Consider the following 19,796-nt stretch of genomic DNA (forward strand, 5'->3'; position numbering starts at 1 on the left):
ACTACGAACAAGATCCCGAAAAAGTAGCTCAATTCCTTAAAGAATTGGATAATTTAAGGGATATGGTTCCTGTTTATATTGATGAGACAGGGTTTGAAACTTATTTCTATCGGGAATACGGACGCTCTTTGAAGGGACAGTTGATAGAAGGTAAGATATCTGGAAGAAGATTCCAACGGATATCTTTAGTTGCAGGTCAAGTAGATGGTGAACTTGTAGCTCCCATGACTTATGAAGATACCATGACTAGTGATTTTTTCGAAGCCTGGTTTCAACAATTTTTACTAGCTAGTTTGGACAGCCCATCCGTTATCATTCTGGATAATGCAAGGTTTCATAGAATGAGTCGTCTAAAAGTATTGTGCGAAGAACAAGGACATAAACTCTTGCCTCTTCCCCCCTACTCACCTGAGTATAATCCTATTGAAAACACATGGGCTCATATGAAAAAACACCTCAGAAAAGTATTGCCCAGTTATGACAATTTTCTGGATGCTTTGTTGTCTTGTTCTTGTTTCAAATGACTATAAAAGATCCAGTACTTTTGCTAGAGTATATAGGAGGCTCGGGTTGGATGGCAATCAGGGGCTCCAAGATCTCGGCGACATATTTTTTAGCCTCCATCTTTCTTTGATCTGAGCTATCGTCAAATTTTGAGTCGCTGCCTAAGATTCTAAAGTGTGAAAACTTACCTTGTCCAGTAAAATAATAGAGCTCATCATTTTTATAAACAACATATTGTTCAGGTGATCCATTTAAATATATTTTGGGATTTTCCTTATAAATTGTTGAATGTCCATCAAAGTCATAGTGAATCGAGTCATCTTCTAGTCTGGGGATATAATCGAGATTATCGACAATCATGACCATAACCGGATCATAATTGGGGTTGTGGTCTAGATTTTGGGCATAGTAAACAGAATAGTGAATGAGATTTGCTTGGAGGTCATAGTAGGTTTTGACGAGGAAGATACAGAGGCTGAGAATACTTATAGTTAGGATGAATTTTTCATAAAGCTTTCCCTTTTACAGGTAGAGTTTGGACAGTTCGATCCTATTGAAAACGTCTGCCGTAGGTGATGTTAAAGAGCCATTGAAGATTTTCACCTTTAGGCGGTTTGGGTTGGATGGCGATCAGGGGCTCTAAGATCTCAGTGACATATTTTTTAGCCTCCATCTTTCTTTGATCTGAGTTATCGGTAAGCTTTGGATCACTAGACAACACTCTGAAGTGAGAAAATTTCCCTTGCTCGGTAAAGTAATAACCATCACGATGGTTATTGCTTTTATTAACGAAATAATATTCGCTTGAACCTCTTGTTATATACATCTCATGATTAGCACTATAAATGGTAGAGTGTCCATCGAAGTCATAGTGAATCGAGTCATCTTCTAACCGAGGGATATAGTCGAGGTTATCCACAACCATGGCCATAACAGGATCATAGTCAGGATCATGGTCTAGATTTTGTGCATAGTAGACAGAATAGTGGATGAGGTTTCCTCTGAGGTCATAGTAGGTTTTGATGAGGAAGATGACAAGGCTAAGGAGGCCTAGGGTTATAAAAAGTTTTTTCATGTATTACACCTCCTGTTTTTTAATGCTTTTATTATACTGTTCTTTTTGCCAAAATGGGTCTCCTTTGTCCGCCAATTTTGGCTTCCAATCTTAATCGCGAGGAAACTCTGGGTTTCAACTATTTTTTCTGCTTCAAGCCCTCTCCCTGTGCTATACTTATAGTTATGGATAAAAATATCACAAAAATTGCTACAGAGTTAACGATTACCCAGGCTCAGGTTGCGACTGTCCTGGACCTGCTTGCTGAGGGGGCGACGATTCCCTTTATTGCCCGTTATCGGAAGGATAAAACAAAAGGGTTGGATGAAGTGGACATCAAGGCGATTGCTGACCGAATGGCTAGTTTGACAGCCTTGGATGAGCGACGGGGAGCTATCTTGGCCAAGTTGCAAGACCAGGGGCAGCTAACGCCTCAGCTGGAAGCAGCCTTGCAGGCTGCGGAAAAATTGGTGGAGCTGGAAGAACTCTATCTGCCCTTTAAGGAGAAAAAGCAGACCAAGGCCAGTCTGGCTAAGGAAGCCGGTTTGTCGCCTGTAACCCGTTTACTTTTCCAGGGTCAGGAAGATCTGGAAGCGGAGGCTCAGAAGTATGTGTCTGAGGCCTACCCAAGTCCTCGAGCGGTGATTGATGGGGCTAAGGAGATTGCGATTGAAGCTCTTTCGGAAAACCACGGTTTGCGGGCTTGGCTCTACAAGGAGATTCGGGATAATTCCCATCTGACTGCCCAGCTCAAAGATGCGGACAAGGATCCCAAGCAGGTTTTTCAAAACTACTACGAGTTTGCGGAGGGTCTGGCTAGCCTTCCGGGTCACCGGGTGTTGGCTTTAAATCGTGGTGAAAAACTAGGGGTGCTCAAGGTCAAGTTTGTCCATCAGGTGGAGAAGGTGCAGCGTTTCTATCTGGCGCGTTTTGCTCAGAGAACCCAGCTCCTGACGGAGGTGGTTGACGAGGCTTTGAAAAAACGGCTCTTTCCAGCCATGGAACGTCGGGTGCGGTCTGAGCTTTTAGAAATGGCCGAGGAAGGGGCAATTCAGCTCTTTTCAGAGAATCTGCGGCACCTGCTTTTAACAGCTCCGTTGAAAGGTAAGGTGGTCCTTGGTTTTGACCCAGCCTTTCGGACAGGGGCGAAATTGGCTGTTGTGGATCAGATGGGTCATCTCCAAACAACTGAGGTGATCTACCCCGTGAAACCGGCTAGCAAGGCGCAGATAGAAGCCGCCAAGGAGCGTCTGAGCCAATTGATTCAGGAGTGGCAGGTGGAGTTGATTGCGATTGGCAATGGGACGGCCAGTCGGGAAAGCGAAGCCTTTGTGGCGGAGGTGCTCAAGGACTTCCCGGAAGTGGCCTATGTGATTGTCAATGAGAGTGGGGCGTCGGTTTATTCAGCCAGTGAATTAGCACGGCAGGAGTTTCCAGAGCTACCGGTTGAAAAACGCTCAGCTATCTCTATTGCCCGACGCCTCCAGGATCCACTGGCGGAGTTGGTGAAGATTGATCCGCAATCGATTGGTGTGGGGCAGTACCAGCACGATGTGAGCCAGAAAAAGCTTCGTGAACAGTTGGACTTTGTGGTGGAAACAGTGGTGAACCAGGTTGGGGTCAATGTCAATACGGCCAGCCCAGCCTTGCTTAGCCATGTGTCCGGTCTTAATAAAACGATTTCTGAAAATATTGTGGCCTACCGCCAAGAAGTCGGAGCCTTCCAGACCCGACAGGAATTGAAGAAGGTGGCTCGGCTTGGAGCCAAGGCCTTTGAACAGGCAGCTGGTTTCTTGCGGATTCCGGATGCAGGAAATATTCTCGATCAAACTGGGGTTCACCCGGAAAATTATGGGGTTGTCAAAGACTTGTTGGCTCACTTGGGAATTAAAGATCTGGATGCTGCAGCTAAAAAAAGCTTGGCTGCCCTGCCAATCGTGGAGACAGCCGAGATCTTGGGAGTAGGTCCCCTAACCTTGGAGGATATTGTGCAAGACCTGCTTAAACCCGGTCGCGATCTGCGGGATTCTTTTGCAGGGCCACAGCTGCGCCAGGATGTCTTGGATATTTCAGACTTGAAACCGGGTCAAAAGCTGGAGGGTGTGGTCCGGAATGTGGTTGACTTTGGAGCCTTTGTCGATATTGGGGTCCACGAAGATGGTTTGGTTCACATTACCCAGCTCAGCAAGAACTTTGTCAAGCATCCTAGTCAGGTCGTTTCAGTTGGTGACTTGGTGACGGTCTGGGTTTTGGAAGTTCAGATTCCGCAAAATCGTATCAGTCTGACCATGGTGGAAGATCGTGGATCTAACTAAGTATGTGCAAGCTGTTTCCTTGGAGGATTTTGGCAAACCTTTCCGCCATCAGGCTGTTTGGAATCGGCGGTTGCGGACCTCTGGTGGGCGCTTTTTCCCCCACGATGGCCATCTGGACTTTGCCCCTCGGATCCTGGAGGAATATGGGGAAGCCCTTTTTCGCCAGATTGTGCGGCATGAGCTGACCCATTACCATCTTTATTTTGAGCAAAAGGGCTATAAACACGGTGATGCTGATTTTAAGAAGCTCTTAAAAGAAGTGGATGGACTCCGCTATGCACCGCCTCCCAAACAAAGAACTGTTCACGAGTATCTGTGCCGAGAGTGTGGCCAGGTTTTTCAGCGCCAGCGTCGGATCAATTTGGAACGAATGCGCTGTGGTGCTTGTGGAGGGCGCTTAAAAATTCGGTAAATCGGCCTCAAGGCCGATGATGGGGGCTGAGGAGCTTGCTATAATAGCTGTAGAAAGTGAGGGATTCGTATGACTAAGTACTATAAAATGCGAAAAGGAAAGATTGTTAGTGGTGTCTTAGCCGGGTTGGCGGATAAATTCAAGATGGATGCGACCCTAGCTCGGGTGCTGTTCGCCATCTTTTTCCTCATAACGGAAGGAACTGCGCTCTTCCTCTATATTCTCCTGTCTGTTATTTTGCCGTATAAGGAAGATTTGCTTGAATACGATGAGGTGACCTATAGAGACGGTCGGCGCCGCAAAACGGCTCAAGTCGTCGAAGAGGATGATTGGACTTGGTAGTCTCAGAGGCTGGGCACGGCCCAGCCTTTCTTTTTCATGAGGGGGCAAAGGAAAATTGTCATGAATCCCCTGAGATGCTATAATAAGGGCAGAAAGAAAAAGGAGGATGCCATGGCTGTCACAGTTAGAGAAGTGATGGAAAAGATCCGTCTGGAACATATCTATGGTACAGATGAACTCTTGGATAAAACCATCTCAACCGGGGATATTTCCCGGCCCGGTTTGGAAATGACAGGTTATTTTGATTATTATTCCCCTGAGCGTGTGCAGTTGATTGGGATGAAGGAGTGGTCCTATCTCGGGCATATGACGGCCCATAACCGCTACCAAGTTCTCAAAAATATGCTGCGAGATGAGACGCCTGCGGTGATCATTGCGCGTGGTTTGCATATTCCGGATGAATTACTGTTGGTGGCCGAGGAGAATCAGGTTGCCATCTTGCGGTCGAGTACGGCGACCAGTCGCTTGTCGGCTGAGTTATCCCGCTATCTGGACTCCCGCTTGGCTGAACGCACCAGTGTCCATGGTGTCCTGATGGATATTTATGGGATGGGGGTACTGATCCAGGGTGATTCCGGGATTGGGAAAAGTGAGACGGCCCTGGAACTGGTCAAACGTGGCCACCGTTTGGTTGCGGATGACCGGGTCGATATCTATCCTCGGGATGAAATGACCCTTTGGGGTGAGCCGGCGCAGATTTTACGGCATCTTCTTGAAATTCGTGGTGTTGGCATCATTGATGTGATGAGTCTTTATGGGGCTAGTGCTGTAAAAGATTCTTCCCAAGTTCAGCTCAGTGTCTACTTGGAAAATTACGACAATACCAAGCAGTTTGACCGTTTGGGGAATAATCCAGAAGAATTTGAAATTGATGGGGTTGCGATTCCACGAATCCGGATTCCGGTTAAGACGGGACGTAATATTTCTGTGGTGATTGAAGCTGCAGCCATGAATTATCGGGCCAAAGAAATGGGCTTTGACGCTACCAAAACCTTTGAAGAACGTCTGACCCGTTTGATTGCTGAGAATGAGGAGCGTGACCAATGAACCCGATAGCTTTTGAGCTAGGTCCCTTTGCCGTTCGTTGGTATGCCTTGTTTATTGTCAGTGGATTGGTCCTGGCGGTCTGGCTCTCCATGCGAGAGGCCAAACGGAAGGGGTGGGATCCTGATCTTATCTTGGATTTTGTGCTCTGGGGCTTTCCAATTGGGGTTATTGGTGCGCGGATTTATTATGTCTTCTTCCAATGGCCCTACTACCAAGCCCATCCAGCAGAAATCCTAGCCATTTGGAATGGTGGGATTGCCATCTATGGAGGATTGATTGCAGGTGGTTTATTCTTGATCTGGTATTCCCGGCGCCACCTTTTATCGGCCTGGACCTTTTTAGACCTTGTGGCACCAGGTGTGCTGATTGCGCAAGCCATCGGCCGTTGGGGAAATTTTGCTAACCAGGAAGCCTATGGGGCAGTAGTTGAGCATCTGGATTACCTGCCAACCTGGATGCAGCAACAGATGTTTATCGAAGGAGCCTATCGCCAGCCGACCTTCCTGATGGAATCCATTTGGACAGCCCTCGGTTTTGTGATTCTAATCAGCCTTCGTCACAGACCTCGCCTCTTTAAAGAAGGTGAACTAGCCCTTTTTTACCTGATTTGGTATGGCACAGGTCGTTTCTTTATTGAAGGTTTGCGGACAGACAGTCTGCTCTTGGGGCCTCTACGGGTCTCCCAAGTTCTATCCCTGGTCCTTGTGATGCTTGGTTTAGGCCTCTGGATTTATCGACGTAAACAGCAGCAACTTGCTTGGTATCAAGCAGCTTAGCAGAAGGAGAAATTATGGTAGAAATTGCCTTTACCCTCGTGGGCCTAGCCCTTGCGGTATTCTTTGTTTATTTAACAATCTTTATTCATAAATTGGGAAAAACGGTGGATGAGACCAACCGAACGATTAAACTGTTGACAACCGATGCCAATGTTAGCCTGTATCAGGTAAATGAATTAATGGCTAAGGTTAACGTGCTGACCGATGATGTAGCCGGTAAGATGGAAGTCATTAACCCGCTCTTTGTCGCTGTTGCAGACCTCTCTGAAACGGTCTCAGATTTGAATAGCTCTGCCCGCAACCTTAGTGATAAGGCTGTTACAACAGGTGGTGGAGTGCGTTCGGCCCTTAGTCGGACTCTCTTGAGCACAGCCCTTTCGGGACTCGGATCAAAAAAGAAAGCAGGTAAATAACCATGAGCAAATTGTCATCTCTTTTATTAGGAGCCGTAACCGGTGCAGCCGCAGCCCTTTTTGTCCAAAGTAAAAAAGGACAAGAAGTAGCCAAACAAGCTAAAGATTGGTATGCGGATTACCAAGCGGACCCAGAAACAACCAAAGAAAAGGTTAGCCAAGCGGCGACCGATTTAGGCCAAAATGTTAGCCAACGCTACGATGATTTCAAGGCGGCAGTTCAATCTGGTGACATCACTGTCCAATCGGTGATGAATGATGTGAAAGCTTTTTCTGAAAAACAAGTTGAAACTTTGACTGAAAAGTTCGGTAGCAAGGAAGAAGTAGTTGAAAAGGTGAAAAAAGCCGTAACACCGGATCAAGAAATCGTGATTGACATCGATGTAGAGGAAGAGCTAGAGGTAGCAGACCAGCCCCTTAAAACCCTTCCTAAGGTGGCGGCAGTTCCCGCAGATTACCAAGAAGAAACAGAAAAATAGGAAAAGGTTTGGCCCTAGGGCCAAACCTTTTTAGGAGGAAAGTAATGACAAAAGTAGCCATCATCGGCGCCGGTATCGTCGGTGCCACCGCAGCTTTTTACCTCAGCCAAGAAGAGGGAGTGGAAGTGACTGTCTATGATCACGGAGTCGGTCAGGCCAGCAAGGCCGCAGCGGGCATTATCAGTCCCTGGTTTTCCCGCCGCCGCAACAAGGCCTGGTACCGCCTGGCTCGCCTAGGGGCTGATTTCTACCCCCGCTTGATGGAGGACTTAGCTGCAGCGGGTTCTACTAGTCAAGCCTACGAGCAGACGGGGGTCTTGGTGCTCAAGAAAAAAGAGGAGTACCTGGATGAGGTTATGGAACGAGCCCTGGCCAAACAAGCTGAGTCACCCCTCATGGGGGACTTGGAATTCTGGACACGCGATCAAGTCCAAGAACGCTTCCCTGGCCTCACAGGCTTCGACCGCGCCTTCTGGGCCAGTGGTGGGGGCCGTGTAGATGGAGCCGTCCTAGTCGCAGAACTGCTCCAGGCTGCAGGCCTGGAGCCTATTCGGAAAGAAGTACAGTTAGCTTGGGAGGGTGATCAGATCTTGGTGGATGGCCAAGCCTACGACAAGATTCTCTTGACTACTGGAGCATGGTTGGGACAGGTCCTCGAGCCCCTCGGTTATCAAGTTGATGTCCGCCCTCAAAAAGGCCAAATCCTGGACTACCAGCTCGACCAAGTAACGGACAAGCATCCCGTCGTTATGCCCGAAGGCGAAGCTGATCTGATCCCCTTTAAAGCCGGCAAACTCAGCCTTGGAGCCAGCCACGAAAATGACCAAGGCTTTGACCTCACAGAAGACCGCCAAGTCCTCCAAACCTTAATTGATCAGATGCGTCCCTACTACCCCGCCATCGCAGACTACCAGCCCACAGGCGTGCGCGTGGGCATCCGCGCCTATACCAGCGATTATTCTCCCTTCTTTGGCCCCCTGCCCGACCAGCCCAACACCTGGACCGTCAGCGGCCTCGGCTCAACTGGCCTCACAATCGGCCCCCTGCTCGGCCGAGAACTAGCCCTGGGCATCCTCGGAAAAACAGGCGACCTAGACCCAGCAGACTATCCGGTTGAGGGGTATGTGACACGGGATTAGGGATAATGGGAAGAGGGATAAAAAAAGAATCTTTTACAAAAACCACAATAGAACTCCATCTTGATTCCTTTCAAGATGGGGAATTCCATTGTGGTTTTTTTAGTGCAACTGTAGTTGTTGGATTTCTAGAGGTGAGGGCCTAGTTTGGACGTAAGCGCCCAATAACAAGGTATCTTCCGATAAAGTAGAAATCTAGCTATACTAGTCTCAGAAAACATGAGTAGAGGAGATTGGTTTAGTGGATGCGAATTTGTTTAGGACGATAAATCTTTGTGACCTCGGTCAGGTCTATTTGATAGCTGTCAAAATCACTGTCATAAATCTTTTTGAGAGATTTGTACTCCATAGGGATCTCCTAGATTGTATTCTGTACAAAATGCTCCATTTGAGCATAATGATGAAACCCTTATTCTTCATTATTGACAAAATGGACCTTTTGTCAATAATTAGCGATAAAAAGTTCAAGAAGATGAACAAAAAAGGTTATTTGCGAGGAAAGTCTAGTGAGCAGGGAGACCTGGCTACGATTTTTGGGTAGTCACTAAGCAGAAACGCTGAAAATATGATAGAATGAATTAGATACATACAAGAAATAAGAAAAGTTTGAGTTAGGAGCTATTATGAGTGTAGACAAGTTAGATCAGGATCCTGATTGGTTGTCCACTGTTCTCGCTACTTCGGAGACCATTGGGCCTAAATCTATCTTATTAATAACCCAATCCGATCGTTTTGAGATGTTGGAAGAGGCTTTGCGTAGAGCCAACTATAGTCTCATCGGCTGTTTCTTTTTAGACCAACCCAAGGAAGATTTAGAACAGGGGCAATTGAGTGCCACTAATCTGATGGAATTTACCCTGAGATCAACCGTTGATGAAGTCTTGATCTATCTACCAGAGGCGGTTGACCAGGTAAGTGACTGGATTCGGGGCTTTGAGACGATGGGGATCATGGTCCATGTTACGATTCCGGGTTATGAATATCCGAGTAGTTCGAAGCGAGAAGCCAGTATTGCGGGGATCCCTGTTACCAGCTATGCCCCAACCTTCCACAAGACGAGCGATCTGGTTCTGAAGCGAATCATAGATATCGCAGGAGCCTTGGTGGGGCTTGTAATCTGTGGCTTGGTTGGAGTGGTGCTTTATCCCTTGATTCGCCGCGATGGCGGACCAGCTGTTTTTACCCAGGACCGTGTTGGTCGCAATGGACGGATCTTTAAATTTTATAAATACCGTTCCATGTATATGGATGCGGAAGAAAGAAAAAAAGAGTTAATGGATCAGAATACGATGGAGGGTGGGATGTTCAAAATGGACAATGATCCCCGTATTACCCCCATCGGGGCATTTATCCGCAAGACCAGTCTGGATGAGCTGCCTCAGTTTTATAATGTTTTGCGAGGGGACATGAGTCTGGTTGGAACCCGGCCGCCGACGAAACAGGAATTCTTAGAATATACACCTGCTCAAAAACGCCGCCTGAGCTTTAAGCCGGGAATTACCGGTCTATGGCAAGTCAGTGGACGTAGTGAGATTACAAAGTTTGAAGACGTTGTGGCCTTGGATGTCGAATACATTCAAGATTGGCGGATTACAGACGATATAAAAATTCTGCTCAAAACCCTGAAGGTTGTGGCTTTTGGGAAGGGAGCGAAGTAGAGAGATAAGATGAAAAGAAGCGTATATATTATTGGTTCTAAGGGAATCCCAGCTAAATATGGAGGCTTTGAGACCTTTGTTGAGAAGCTGACGGAATTTCAAACGGACTCAGATATTCAATATTATGTGGCCTGTATGCGAGAAAATTCGGCTAAATCAGGGATTACTCAGGATACATTTGAACACAACGGAGCTATCTGTTTTAACATTGATGTTCCAAATATAGGCCCTGCTAGAGCCATCGCCTATGACATCCAAGCCCTCAAAAAAGCCATTGATTTGGCTAAGGAGAATCATGACCAGGCCCCAATTTTCTATGTATTAGCCTGTCGGATTGGACCTTTTATTGCAGGGCTGAAGCGGGAAATCCGTAAAATCGGTGGCCAATTGTTTGTCAATCCAGATGGACATGAATGGCTCCGTGCCAAATGGTCCTATCCTGTTCGCCGCTATTGGAAACTGTCCGAGGGACTGATGGTGAAACACGCCGACCTCTTGGTCTGCGATAGCCAAAACATCGAGTCCTACATCCAGAAAGATTATGCCAAGTACCAGCCGCAAACGATCTATATTGCCTATGGAACAGAAACTAGTAAGTCGAAACTGACTTCTGATGATGCCAAGGTACGCGATTGGTTTGCGGAAAAGTGTATCACAGAGGGGCAATATTACTTAGTCGTTGGCCGTTTTGTGCCAGAAAACAACTATGAGGCCATGATTCGCGGCTTTATGCAGTCGGATTCGAAACGGGATTTTGTGTTGATTACCAATGTTGAAGAGAATAAGTTCTACGATAAACTCCTTGCGGAAACCCAGTTTGACCAAGATTCTCGTATTAAATTCGTAGGGACTGTTTATGATCAAGAACTGCTCAAATACATTCGGGAACAAGCTTTCGCCTACCTTCATGGCCATGAAGTCGGCGGGACCAACCCATCCCTCTTAGAAGCCCTTGCTTCAACTCAGTTGAATCTCTTGTTGGATGTTGGCTTTAATCGTGAAGTGGGTCAGGATGCTGCCTTGTATTGGAAGAAGGAAGGACTGGCCCAAACGATTAATGCTGCCGAACAGATGACAGACCAAGAACGCTTTGAAGCTGATTTGGCTTCAAACCAACGCATTGCCCAAGCCTTTACTTGGGAGAAAATTGTGACAGATTATCAAAACTTGTTTAAGGAAAGTTCATGAAACGCATATTGTACCTCCACGCTGGAGCAGAGATGTATGGGGCCGACAAGGTGCTCCTAGAATTGATCAAACGCCTGGATCAGACAGAATTTGAAGCCCATGTTATTTTGCCCAATGATGGGGTACTAGTCGAAGCGCTTCGACAGGTTGGAGCTAAGGTTGAGGTCATTCCCTATCCTATTTTGCGACGTAAGTATTTTAATCCAAAGGGAATTTTTGACTACGCTACTTCCTATCGGAAATTTTCTAAACAATTGGCAGAGTATGCTAAGAAACACCAGATTGATCTGATTCATAACAATACAACAGCGGTTTTGGAAGGCATCTATCTGAAGAAAAAATTGGGGCTTCCGCTTATTTGGCATGTTCATGAAATTATTGTTAAACCCAAACAAATTTCCGATTTTATTAATTATCTAATGGGGCGCTATGCTGATAAAATTGTTACGGTGTCCCAAGCTGTGGCCAACCATGTCTTGGCTTCCTCAGCTATTACACCCGAACAAGTTCAGGTGATTTATAACGGTGTGGATAACAGCATTTATCAGCCAATGGATGCGACTAACATCAGAGAGCATTTTGGGATTGCTAAGGACCAAACGGTTATTGGGATGATTGGTCGTGTCAATGCTTGGAAAGGTCAAGGCGATTTCCTGGAAGCTGTGCTACCCCTGCTACAAGAAGATCCAAAACGTTTAGCCTTTCTTGCGGGATCTGCCTTTGAAGGTGAGGAGTGGCGCGTGCAGGAACTGGACGAAGCGATTGCCCAATCCGGTTACGCCAACCAAATCAAACGGATTGATTACTACGATCGCCCACAAGAACTGTATAACCTCTTTGACTTGTTTGTGCTCCCAAGTACTAACCCGGATCCACTTCCAACTGTAGTCCTTGAAGCTATGGCTTCAGGAAAACCAGTTATCGGTTACCGCCATGGTGGTGTCTGTGAAATGGTTGCAGAAGGTGAAAACGGCCTCCTAGCTCAACCAGGGAATCCAGCACTGCTTTCAGAAGCGATGAAAGAGTTATTGGAAAAAACGGAAAAACTGCAAGCATTTGGGCAGGCATCATTACAGCGACAATTGGAGCACTTCTCGCTCCAATCCTATATTGGGAATTTTTCAACATTATATCGAGAGATTGGTGATAGAGGATGATTGAAACGATTAAGAAAAAACTAAAACCTTACGTCTTTGCTTGGAAGTATCGGAATCAGCGTAAGGCTTTAAAAAACAAGCGCTTTACGATAATTAGTGATAATTGTTGGGGGGGGAGAATTTATCAGGAATTAGGACTTCCCTACCAATCTCCTTTTATTGGCCTTTTTATTTATTCTCCCGATTATGTTAAGCTTCTCGCTAATCCAAAACATTATCTAAGTGGGGAGCTCCCTCTTGTTTTTGTAGAGGAATCACGTTATCGTTCCAAAGACGGAATCACTTATCCAGTCGCTCTTTTGGAAGATATCGAAATCCACTTTTTACATTATGCAGATGAAGAAGAAGCTAGAAGTAAATGGAGCCGTCGCCTAGCTCGAATGAACTGGGATAACCTTTACTTCAAAATGAATGATAATGATCAAGCTACGTATCAACTACTCAAAGATTTTCAGGATTTACCTTATCAAGCGAAAGTCATTTTCTCTTCAAAAAATTACACAGATTTAGAAGATCTGGTGTTTTTTGAAAATCGTTCCGAACAAGGTTTTGTCGGTGAGGATTTGAAAATCTACCACCCTTATTTTGATGTGGTGGAGTGGTTGAATAAAGGCGGAGACCAAGTATAGTAAGAGGATAGGTAACTAATGAAAGATCCCTTTTTAACGATTGTAGTTCCTGTATACCAAGTTGAGAAGTATTTAGAGCGTTGTATTGATAGCATTTTGAATCAAAATTACCAGGATTATGAAATAATTCTGGTTGATGATGGAAGTACAGATCGCTCTCCTGAAATTTGTGACGAGTATGCCGATAAGTTTGAGTGCATTCAAGTTGTTCACAAAAAGAATGGAGGGATGTCAGATGCTCGAAATACTGGGACAGCCTTGGCTAAAGGGAAATATATCTATTTTATAGATTCTGATGATTGGCTCGATTCTAGTTGTTTCGAGCAGGTGATACCGCTAGTGGAAGATGAGAACTATGACCTTGTCTGTTTTGGTAGACAATTTGTTAAATCTGAATATGAAGCATTACGGCAAGTTGCAGAACCAGAAATTCGTAGTGTTACGGGATATGATGCCTATCTAGATATGATGAATCAAGGTTGGATTACAGGATTTGTAACGGATAAGATTTATAGGGTGAGTTTGTTTAGAGAGAACAGTATCGAATTTCCGATTGGTCGATACTATGAAGATTTAGGTGTTTTGTATCGCATTTTATTAAACTCAAACCAGGTACTTCTGACCAATAAGGTTTTTTATCATTATTTTTTGGATAATCCTAATTCTATAACAGCTTCATGGAATCAGAAAAAAGTACAAGATATGTTTGAGTTCTATAAAGATGTTCATCATTCGGAAATTGTCTTGGATAATCTTCAGGAATCAGATCAGCATATTGCAGATGTATATTATGTAAATGGTTTAATTCATGTTTTATCAAGTATCTATAAAGCTGGTCATGAAAAAGAGTGTGAATATATTGTTGAGGATATTTTAAATGAGATCAGAAAGCACCCTCTTACCTATAAAGATATGGTGAAACAACCCAATAGATTGAAATATCTTTTATATCGACTATCTCTGTTAAAATTTGCATTTAAGATTCAAAATATTCTAAGGGCAAATAGGTAATGATATGTTAAGAATAGATTTTGATAAACTTTTAATTGGTGTTGTGTTAACATTTGTGATCGGATGGGATTTTTTTGGGACAACCATGCTGGCCAGAGAATTACCGACTATTCCATCAGCTATTGTCCTTTGTGCAACGTGGATTCTAGCATTGCGGTTTATTTATATTCAAAAGTTTGAATTAAATTTTCTAATATTTGCGCCGTTATTATTGTTAGCAGGTATGGCGGTAGCATGGAAAATGCGAAATATCAATTTTCTGATCTATATGTCACTGATTGTGTTGCTGTATAAGGCAGACATTGATTATGCGTTGAAAATATTTGTAACCATTACGGGCCTCATGCTTGTGACAACGGTATTTTTATCGCTAATAGATGTAATTCCAAACTTACAGTTTGTTCAGAATCGTGCACGGGGTGTTGTAACTAGAAATTCTCTTGGGTTTATTTATCCGACTGATTTTGCTTCTCATTGTTTCTATTTTTTTGCTGCGCTCTCTTATGTTTTAAGAGAAAAGTATATTGTGTTTCGAACAGGTTTGGGGCTAGCTATCGGGGCTATTCTCTATTTTGTAGCAGATGCGCGATTGAATGCTTATTCCACTTTAGTATCAGTTCTTCTCTTTTTAATTTTCTATTTTAAGAAGGATTTAAATAGTAGAGTATTTCGTTTTTCACCTTTAGCAGCACCAATAGCTGCTGGTCTTATGTATTATTGGACCAGTCATTTTAATTGGGGAGATGGTCGCTATATTGCTTTAAATAATTTTTTTAGTATGCGTTTAGCACTAGGTCGTCAAGCGATGAATACCTATTCTATTAATTATTTTGGAACCCCGGGGACGCAGTTTAGAGGTTATGGGGGAACAACGGAAACAGTCTTGAATTATACCTATGTTGATTCTTCTTATATTCAAATGCTGTTTTATTATGGTTCGTTGAGTGTGTTGCTCCTTATTTTATTTTATTTTATTCAATCGATTCGAATTTTACAGAAAAAACAGTATTTATTGCTTTGCTTATTATGCTTAATTGCTGTGAACTGTATGATTGAAGCGTTTTGGATTCGCCCTTCCTACAATATTTTTATGTTTGTGTTGATGGGGGTTGGGAGTGAATTCATCAAAGGAGGACAGGATGAAGCTGATAAAGAATTATCTCTATAATCTGTCTTATCAGGTTTTGCTGATACTGCTTCCTATTATCACAACTCCTTATGTAACGCGAATTTTTTCATCTAATGATTTAGGAACTTATGCGTTTTACAATTCGATTGCAACTTACTTTTTACTACTTGCTGGATTAGGAGTGGCGAATTATGGAACACGTCTGATTTCTCAGAATCGAAATCGACTTTCATCAACTTTTTGGTCGATTTATCAACTTCAATTGTTAGCTACGTCCTTATCGATTTTATTTTATGCTATTACAATCATTGGGGTCCCTCGAATGCAACACCCAGTTGCTCTTTTATTCACGATTAGTCTGATTTCAAAGGGATTGGATATTTCCTGGTTTTTTCAAGGACTGGAAGATTTTAGAAGGATTACTATTCGGAATACCTTGGTTAAAATTCTCGGTGTAGCTTCGATTTTCCTTTTTGTAAAATCATCAGAGGATTTGGGAAAGTATGTATTCTTTCTAGTGGTTTTTGAAGCCTTGGGACAATTGAGTATGTGGATTCCTGCTAAAAAATACATCGGAAGATGGGTTTGGGACTGGGAACAAATAAAGTATCATATCAAACCGGTAATCCTATTGTTTGTTCCTCAGATTGCGATAACCTTATATATTAGTCTTGATCAAACAATGCTTGGAATCTTAGCAGGGAATGAGGAAGTTGGTCTATATGACCAAGCGAATAAGATTTTAAAGATTCTTTTAACAGTCGTTACTTCCTTAGGAACTGTTATGTTGCCAAGAATATCGGGGTTGATTACTGAGAAGAAAGAAGATGAGGTGAATCGGCTTTATAATCTGTCGTTTCTTGTTTATAATCTTGTGATTTTTCCAATGATTTTAGGGATGTTGATTATTAATGAGGATTTTATCTCAATCTTCCTGGGACCTGATTTTCAAGAAGTAACGATTGCGATAAGTATTATGATCTGGCGGCTGTTCTTTATTGGCTGGACAAATATTATGGGGATTCAGATTTTGATTCCACATGGAAAAAATAAGGAGTATATGCTGTCGACGACAGTTCCAGCCGTATTCAGTCTGCTTTTGAATCTAGTATTGATTCCTTATCTGGGCTTTATTGGAGCAGCTATCACATCGGTTCTATCTGAATTTTTAGTGTGGCTTATTCAGGTCTATGCAACACGAGAACAGCTACGTCAGTTATCTTTTTATAAATCGATGTGGCGAATTTTGTTAGCTTCATTATTGATGTTTACTGTTTTGCTAGGATTAAAAATGACAGTACATTTTTCAGCTTTTCTAAATATTATGATTTATGTATCAGTTGGAGCAGTAGTGTACTTAGGGGGATTATATATTCTAAAAGCTGTAGATCTCAAAGAGTTGCGTTTGGAATATTTGAAAAAGTAAAGAGGAGAATTTTATGTACGATTATCTTATTGTGGGAGCTGGACTCTCGGGTGCTATTTTTGCTCATGAAGCAACTAAGCGGGGTAAAAAGGTAAAGGTCATTGATAAGCGTGACCATATTGGTGGAAATATCTATTGTGAAGATGTAGAAGGAATTAATGTTCACAAGTATGGTGCCCATATTTTCCATACATCCAATAAACGAATTTGGGATTATGTGAACCAATTTGCGGAGTTTAATCATTACATCAATTCTCCGGTCGCAAACTATAAGGGAAATCTTTATAATCTTCCATTCAATATGAATACCTTCTATGCTATGTGGGGAACAAAGACACCTCAAGAAGTCAAAGATAAGATTGCAGAGCAGACAGCAGAGATGAAAGATGTTGAACCAAAGAACTTAGAAGAGCAAGCGATTAAGTTGATTGGTCCGGATGTTTATGAGAAGTTAATTAAAGGTTATACCGAGAAACAGTGGGGACGCTCTGCAACGGATTTGCCTCCTTTTATCATCAAACGTTTGCCAGTTCGTTTAACCTTTGATAATAATTACTTCAATGACCGTTATCAAGGAATCCCTATTGGTGGGTACAATGTTATTATTGAAAATATGCTAGAAGGAATTGAAGTTGAACTTGGCGTTGATTTTTTTGAAAATCGTCAGGAGCTAGAAGCATCGGCTGAAAAAGTAGTCTTTACGGGGATGATTGACCAGTACTTTAACTATAAGCATGGTGAACTAGAATATCGGAGTCTGAAGTTTGAACACGAAACACTTGATATGGAGAACTATCAAGGGAATGCCGTTGTGAACTATACAGAACGTGAAATTCCGTATACGCGGATTATTGAGCATAAACACTTCGAGTTTGGTCAGCAAGAAAAAACAGTGATTACTCGAGAATACCCAGCAGATTGGAAACGTGGGGATGAGCCGTATTATCCAATCAATGATGCTAAAAATAATGCTATTTATGCCAAGTATTTGGAAGAAGCAAACCAAAATGACAAGGTTATTTTCTGTGGCCGTTTAGCAGATTACAAGTATTATGATATGCATGTGGTTATTGAGAGAGCGCTGCAGGTAGTAGAAGAAGAATTGGAGTAAAATGACGCAGGAAAAAATTGATTTCGTTGTAACCTGGGTAGACGGAGCAGATCCAGTATGGTTGTCCAGGAAAAAGACTTACCTAAAAGAAAAATTAGGTGTAGATGTAGGTGACGAGTCTGTAGAAGATGGTGACGATCGCTATCGTGATTTTGGTCTTTTTAAATATTGGTTTCGGTCTATTGAAAAATATGCTCCTTGGGTTAATAAAATTTTTCTAATTACTGATCGTCAAAAACCCGAATGGCTGGATGTTAATCATCCTAAAATTCGCTGGGTTAATCATGATGAATTTATACCTCAAGAATATTTACCAACTTATAGTTCTCCTGCGATTGAACTAAATTTTCATAGGATTGAAGAACTATCTGAAAATTTTGTGTATTTCAATGATGATGTTTACCTGGTGAATCCTGTAGAACCACAAGATTTTTTTGTGAATAATTTACCTAAACATGTAGCAATTTATGATGCTATTGTTCCATGGCATCCTTTTATCAAGACTTTATATAACAACATGGAAGTGTTGTATCGCCATTTTCCTACGAAGAGTGCATTACGAAGGTCTCCTTTAAAATTTTTCAGCTTGAAATATGGATTTATGGGAATTTTAAAAAATCTTTTACTATTGCCTTGGAAACCTACCGGATATGTGGAGTTACATATTGCAAATCCTGTAAAAAAGAGTACTATTTCTAAAATATGGGAATTAGAGTCTGCAACAATCCAAAAGACCGTCGAGTCTCCTCTTCGAGATTATTCAACCGGAATTAATCAATATTTATTCCGGTATTGGGAAATTGAGAGTAATCAGTTTGAGCCACAGAGTATCTCAATTGGTAAAAGGATAGATATGAATCAAGTTGATGAGTTGGCTGAGATATTGCGAACTTCTCGCTATAACATGGTTTGTATTAACGACACTCTAGAATTTAATTATGAAAATCAATCGAAAATACAGAAGCTCTTAGAAAATAAATTTCCAAATAAATCAAATTTTGAATTTTAATTTATTTGTTCATATAATATGAAAGGAATGGTTATGCCAACTGTTTGTGCTTTGGTTGTTACTTATAATCGCTCAATCTATTTACGTAAAGCCTTAAGTGGGATTTTAAATCAAGATAAACAAGTTTCTGCAATTCTTATTTTTAACAATGATGCTACGGACTCTACTGAAAGTGATTTAATAACAGATGGGTATCTCGCGAAACAAAGCTATAGAAGTGGAGAATTGTATCAATGTGCATATGATGACGTAGAAATTTATTATTATCGTAATCATGAGAATGCAGGTGGTGCTGGAGGATTCTCGAAAGGTATCGAACTAGTTTCGAATTTAGACTATGACTATGTATGGATTATGGATGATGATGTATATCCAGAGTCAGATTGTTTGGCAGAAATAATCAAGCAAATGGATCTTAACGATGTTCGTGTAGGGATTCCAAATCGAACAGATGAGAATTTTGATGATGAACCATGTATCTCTCTAGATATGGATGATTATAGAAAATTCTGGACGGGTTTACGAAAAACAAAGGTAAAAGGTCCATTTGAAGAAGATGCCATTCGAGTAGTTGATTTGCCATTTGAAGGTCCTGTAATTGATATGAACCTACTTCGGAAAGTAGGTGTACCAGATAGTGGTTATTTTTTACTTTATGATGATACAGATTATGCGATGCGTCTTCAAGAGCATTCTGGAATTATCTTTGCTACTAGAGCGCAATTACATCGCCAATTAGCTAAAAAGATGCCTCCTTCAGCTGTGACGGAACCATTCAATTGGCGTGAGTATTATGGTATGCGCAATAATATTATCTTTGATAAACGATATGGTAAGAATTGGAAGGTTAGACATTTAAGTCCGATTCTAATTTTACTTCAACGAATTCGGAATTCTATCATTGCAGGTTATTTGAGACAGAATTTCCCAATTATACGCAAAGCGTTTATTGATGGTATTTTTCGACGAATGGGTAAAAGAATAGATCCAAATTATTAAC

Annotated in this window: 21 protein-coding genes; 19 read left to right on the forward strand and 2 right to left on the reverse strand. The window is 42.5% G+C overall.

Translation table 11 applies throughout. The features are described from left to right. The coding region (locus E5983_RS02315) for an IS630 family transposase (RefSeq protein WP_160332314.1) at positions 1-524 on the forward strand (524 nt) is incomplete at its 5' end. On the opposite strand, the gene E5983_RS02320 is transcribed toward E5983_RS02315, so the two are convergent. Both E5983_RS02320 and E5983_RS02325 read right to left on the reverse strand, forming a co-directional pair. Then, entirely contained in the window at positions 517-870 is a 354-nt protein-coding gene (locus E5983_RS02320; RefSeq protein ID WP_160332315.1) for a hypothetical protein, read from the reverse strand. The genes E5983_RS02315 and E5983_RS02320 overlap by 8 nt on opposite strands. A gap of 184 nt (positions 871-1,054) precedes the next feature. Then, a complete protein-coding gene (locus E5983_RS02325; RefSeq protein ID WP_160332316.1) occupies positions 1,055-1,579 on the reverse strand; it encodes a hypothetical protein in 525 nt (174 codons plus the stop codon). Between the two features lie 164 nt (positions 1,580-1,743). Here E5983_RS02325 and E5983_RS02330 point away from each other — a divergent pair, with 164 nt between their 5' ends. The 18 genes from E5983_RS02330 to E5983_RS02415 all read left to right on the forward strand — a co-directional run bounded on the left by E5983_RS02330 (position 1,744) and on the right by E5983_RS02415 (position 19,795). Next, positions 1,744-3,873 carry a helix-hairpin-helix domain-containing protein gene (locus E5983_RS02330; protein WP_160332317.1) on the forward strand — a complete coding sequence of 710 codons (2,130 nt, stop codon included), beginning with the start codon at positions 1,744-1,746 and terminating at the stop codon, positions 3,871-3,873. Next, the gene (locus tag E5983_RS02335) at positions 3,860-4,285 is read left to right on the forward strand and encodes a SprT family protein (protein WP_160332318.1); all 426 of its coding nucleotides are present in this window, start codon (positions 3,860-3,862) and stop codon (positions 4,283-4,285) included. The genes E5983_RS02330 and E5983_RS02335 overlap by 14 nt, the downstream gene beginning before the upstream one ends. Before the next feature lie 69 nt (positions 4,286-4,354). Beyond that, complete coding sequence (locus E5983_RS02340) at positions 4,355-4,627, forward strand: PspC domain-containing protein (RefSeq protein ID WP_160332319.1); 273 nt, start codon at positions 4,355-4,357, stop codon at positions 4,625-4,627. A gap of 111 nt (positions 4,628-4,738) precedes the next feature. Then, entirely contained in the window at positions 4,739-5,674 is a 936-nt protein-coding gene (hprK, locus tag E5983_RS02345) for an HPr(Ser) kinase/phosphatase (RefSeq protein WP_160332320.1), read from the forward strand. Next, positions 5,671-6,450: a prolipoprotein diacylglyceryl transferase gene (gene lgt, locus E5983_RS02350; RefSeq protein WP_160332321.1), complete on the forward strand. Its 780-nt coding sequence runs from the start codon at positions 5,671-5,673 to the stop codon at positions 6,448-6,450. The genes hprK and lgt overlap by 4 nt, the downstream gene beginning before the upstream one ends. A 14-nt stretch (positions 6,451-6,464) precedes the next feature. Next, positions 6,465-6,863 (forward strand): DUF948 domain-containing protein, encoded by a 399-nt coding sequence (locus tag E5983_RS02355; protein ID WP_160332322.1) that lies wholly within the window; start codon positions 6,465-6,467, stop codon positions 6,861-6,863. A gap of 2 nt (positions 6,864-6,865) precedes the next feature. Next, positions 6,866-7,342: a YtxH domain-containing protein gene (locus E5983_RS02360; protein WP_160332323.1), complete on the forward strand. Its 477-nt coding sequence runs from the start codon at positions 6,866-6,868 to the stop codon at positions 7,340-7,342. A 44-nt stretch (positions 7,343-7,386) separates the two neighbouring features. Next, the gene (locus E5983_RS02365) at positions 7,387-8,481 is read left to right on the forward strand and encodes an NAD(P)/FAD-dependent oxidoreductase (RefSeq protein ID WP_160332324.1); all 1,095 of its coding nucleotides are present in this window, start codon (positions 7,387-7,389) and stop codon (positions 8,479-8,481) included. A 620-nt stretch (positions 8,482-9,101) separates the two neighbouring features. After that, positions 9,102-10,136 carry a sugar transferase gene (locus E5983_RS02370; RefSeq protein WP_160332325.1) on the forward strand — a complete coding sequence of 345 codons (1,035 nt, stop codon included), beginning with the start codon at positions 9,102-9,104 and terminating at the stop codon, positions 10,134-10,136. Between the two features lie 9 nt (positions 10,137-10,145). Further along, positions 10,146-11,324: a beta 1-4 rhamnosyltransferase Cps2T gene (cps2T, locus tag E5983_RS02375; protein WP_160332326.1), complete on the forward strand. Its 1,179-nt coding sequence runs from the start codon at positions 10,146-10,148 to the stop codon at positions 11,322-11,324. Continuing rightward, entirely contained in the window at positions 11,321-12,481 is a 1,161-nt protein-coding gene (locus E5983_RS02380; protein ID WP_160332327.1) for a glycosyltransferase family 4 protein, read from the forward strand. Before cps2T ends, E5983_RS02380 begins: the two co-directional genes overlap by 4 nt. Next, positions 12,478-13,110, forward strand: a complete 633-nt coding sequence (locus E5983_RS02385) for a DUF1919 domain-containing protein (RefSeq protein ID WP_160332328.1) — start codon at positions 12,478-12,480, stop codon at positions 13,108-13,110. Before E5983_RS02380 ends, E5983_RS02385 begins: the two co-directional genes overlap by 4 nt. Positions 13,111-13,128: 18 nt before the next feature. After that, on the forward strand, positions 13,129-14,121 hold the full coding sequence (locus tag E5983_RS02390) for a glycosyltransferase family 2 protein (protein ID WP_160332329.1): 993 nt from the start codon (positions 13,129-13,131) through the stop codon (positions 14,119-14,121). Between the two features lie 4 nt (positions 14,122-14,125). Next, positions 14,126-15,289, forward strand: coding sequence for a polysaccharide polymerase (locus tag E5983_RS02395; protein WP_202056320.1), 1,164 nt, complete (start codon positions 14,126-14,128; stop codon positions 15,287-15,289). Then, the gene (locus E5983_RS02400) at positions 15,261-16,676 is read left to right on the forward strand and encodes a flippase (RefSeq protein ID WP_160332330.1); all 1,416 of its coding nucleotides are present in this window, start codon (positions 15,261-15,263) and stop codon (positions 16,674-16,676) included. Before E5983_RS02395 ends, E5983_RS02400 begins: the two co-directional genes overlap by 29 nt. Before the next feature lie 13 nt (positions 16,677-16,689). Beyond that, positions 16,690-17,787: a UDP-galactopyranose mutase gene (gene glf, locus E5983_RS02405; protein WP_160332331.1), complete on the forward strand. Its 1,098-nt coding sequence runs from the start codon at positions 16,690-16,692 to the stop codon at positions 17,785-17,787. A 1-nt stretch (position 17,788) separates the two neighbouring features. After that, on the forward strand, positions 17,789-18,796 hold the full coding sequence (locus E5983_RS02410) for a stealth family protein (RefSeq protein ID WP_160332332.1): 1,008 nt from the start codon (positions 17,789-17,791) through the stop codon (positions 18,794-18,796). A 33-nt stretch (positions 18,797-18,829) separates the two neighbouring features. Continuing rightward, the gene (locus E5983_RS02415) at positions 18,830-19,795 is read left to right on the forward strand and encodes a glycosyltransferase (RefSeq protein WP_160332333.1); all 966 of its coding nucleotides are present in this window, start codon (positions 18,830-18,832) and stop codon (positions 19,793-19,795) included. Position 19,796: the final 1 nt, after the last annotated feature.

The organism is Streptococcus danieliae (assembly GCF_009767945.1).
Classification (GTDB): domain Bacteria; phylum Bacillota; class Bacilli; order Lactobacillales; family Streptococcaceae; genus Streptococcus; species Streptococcus danieliae.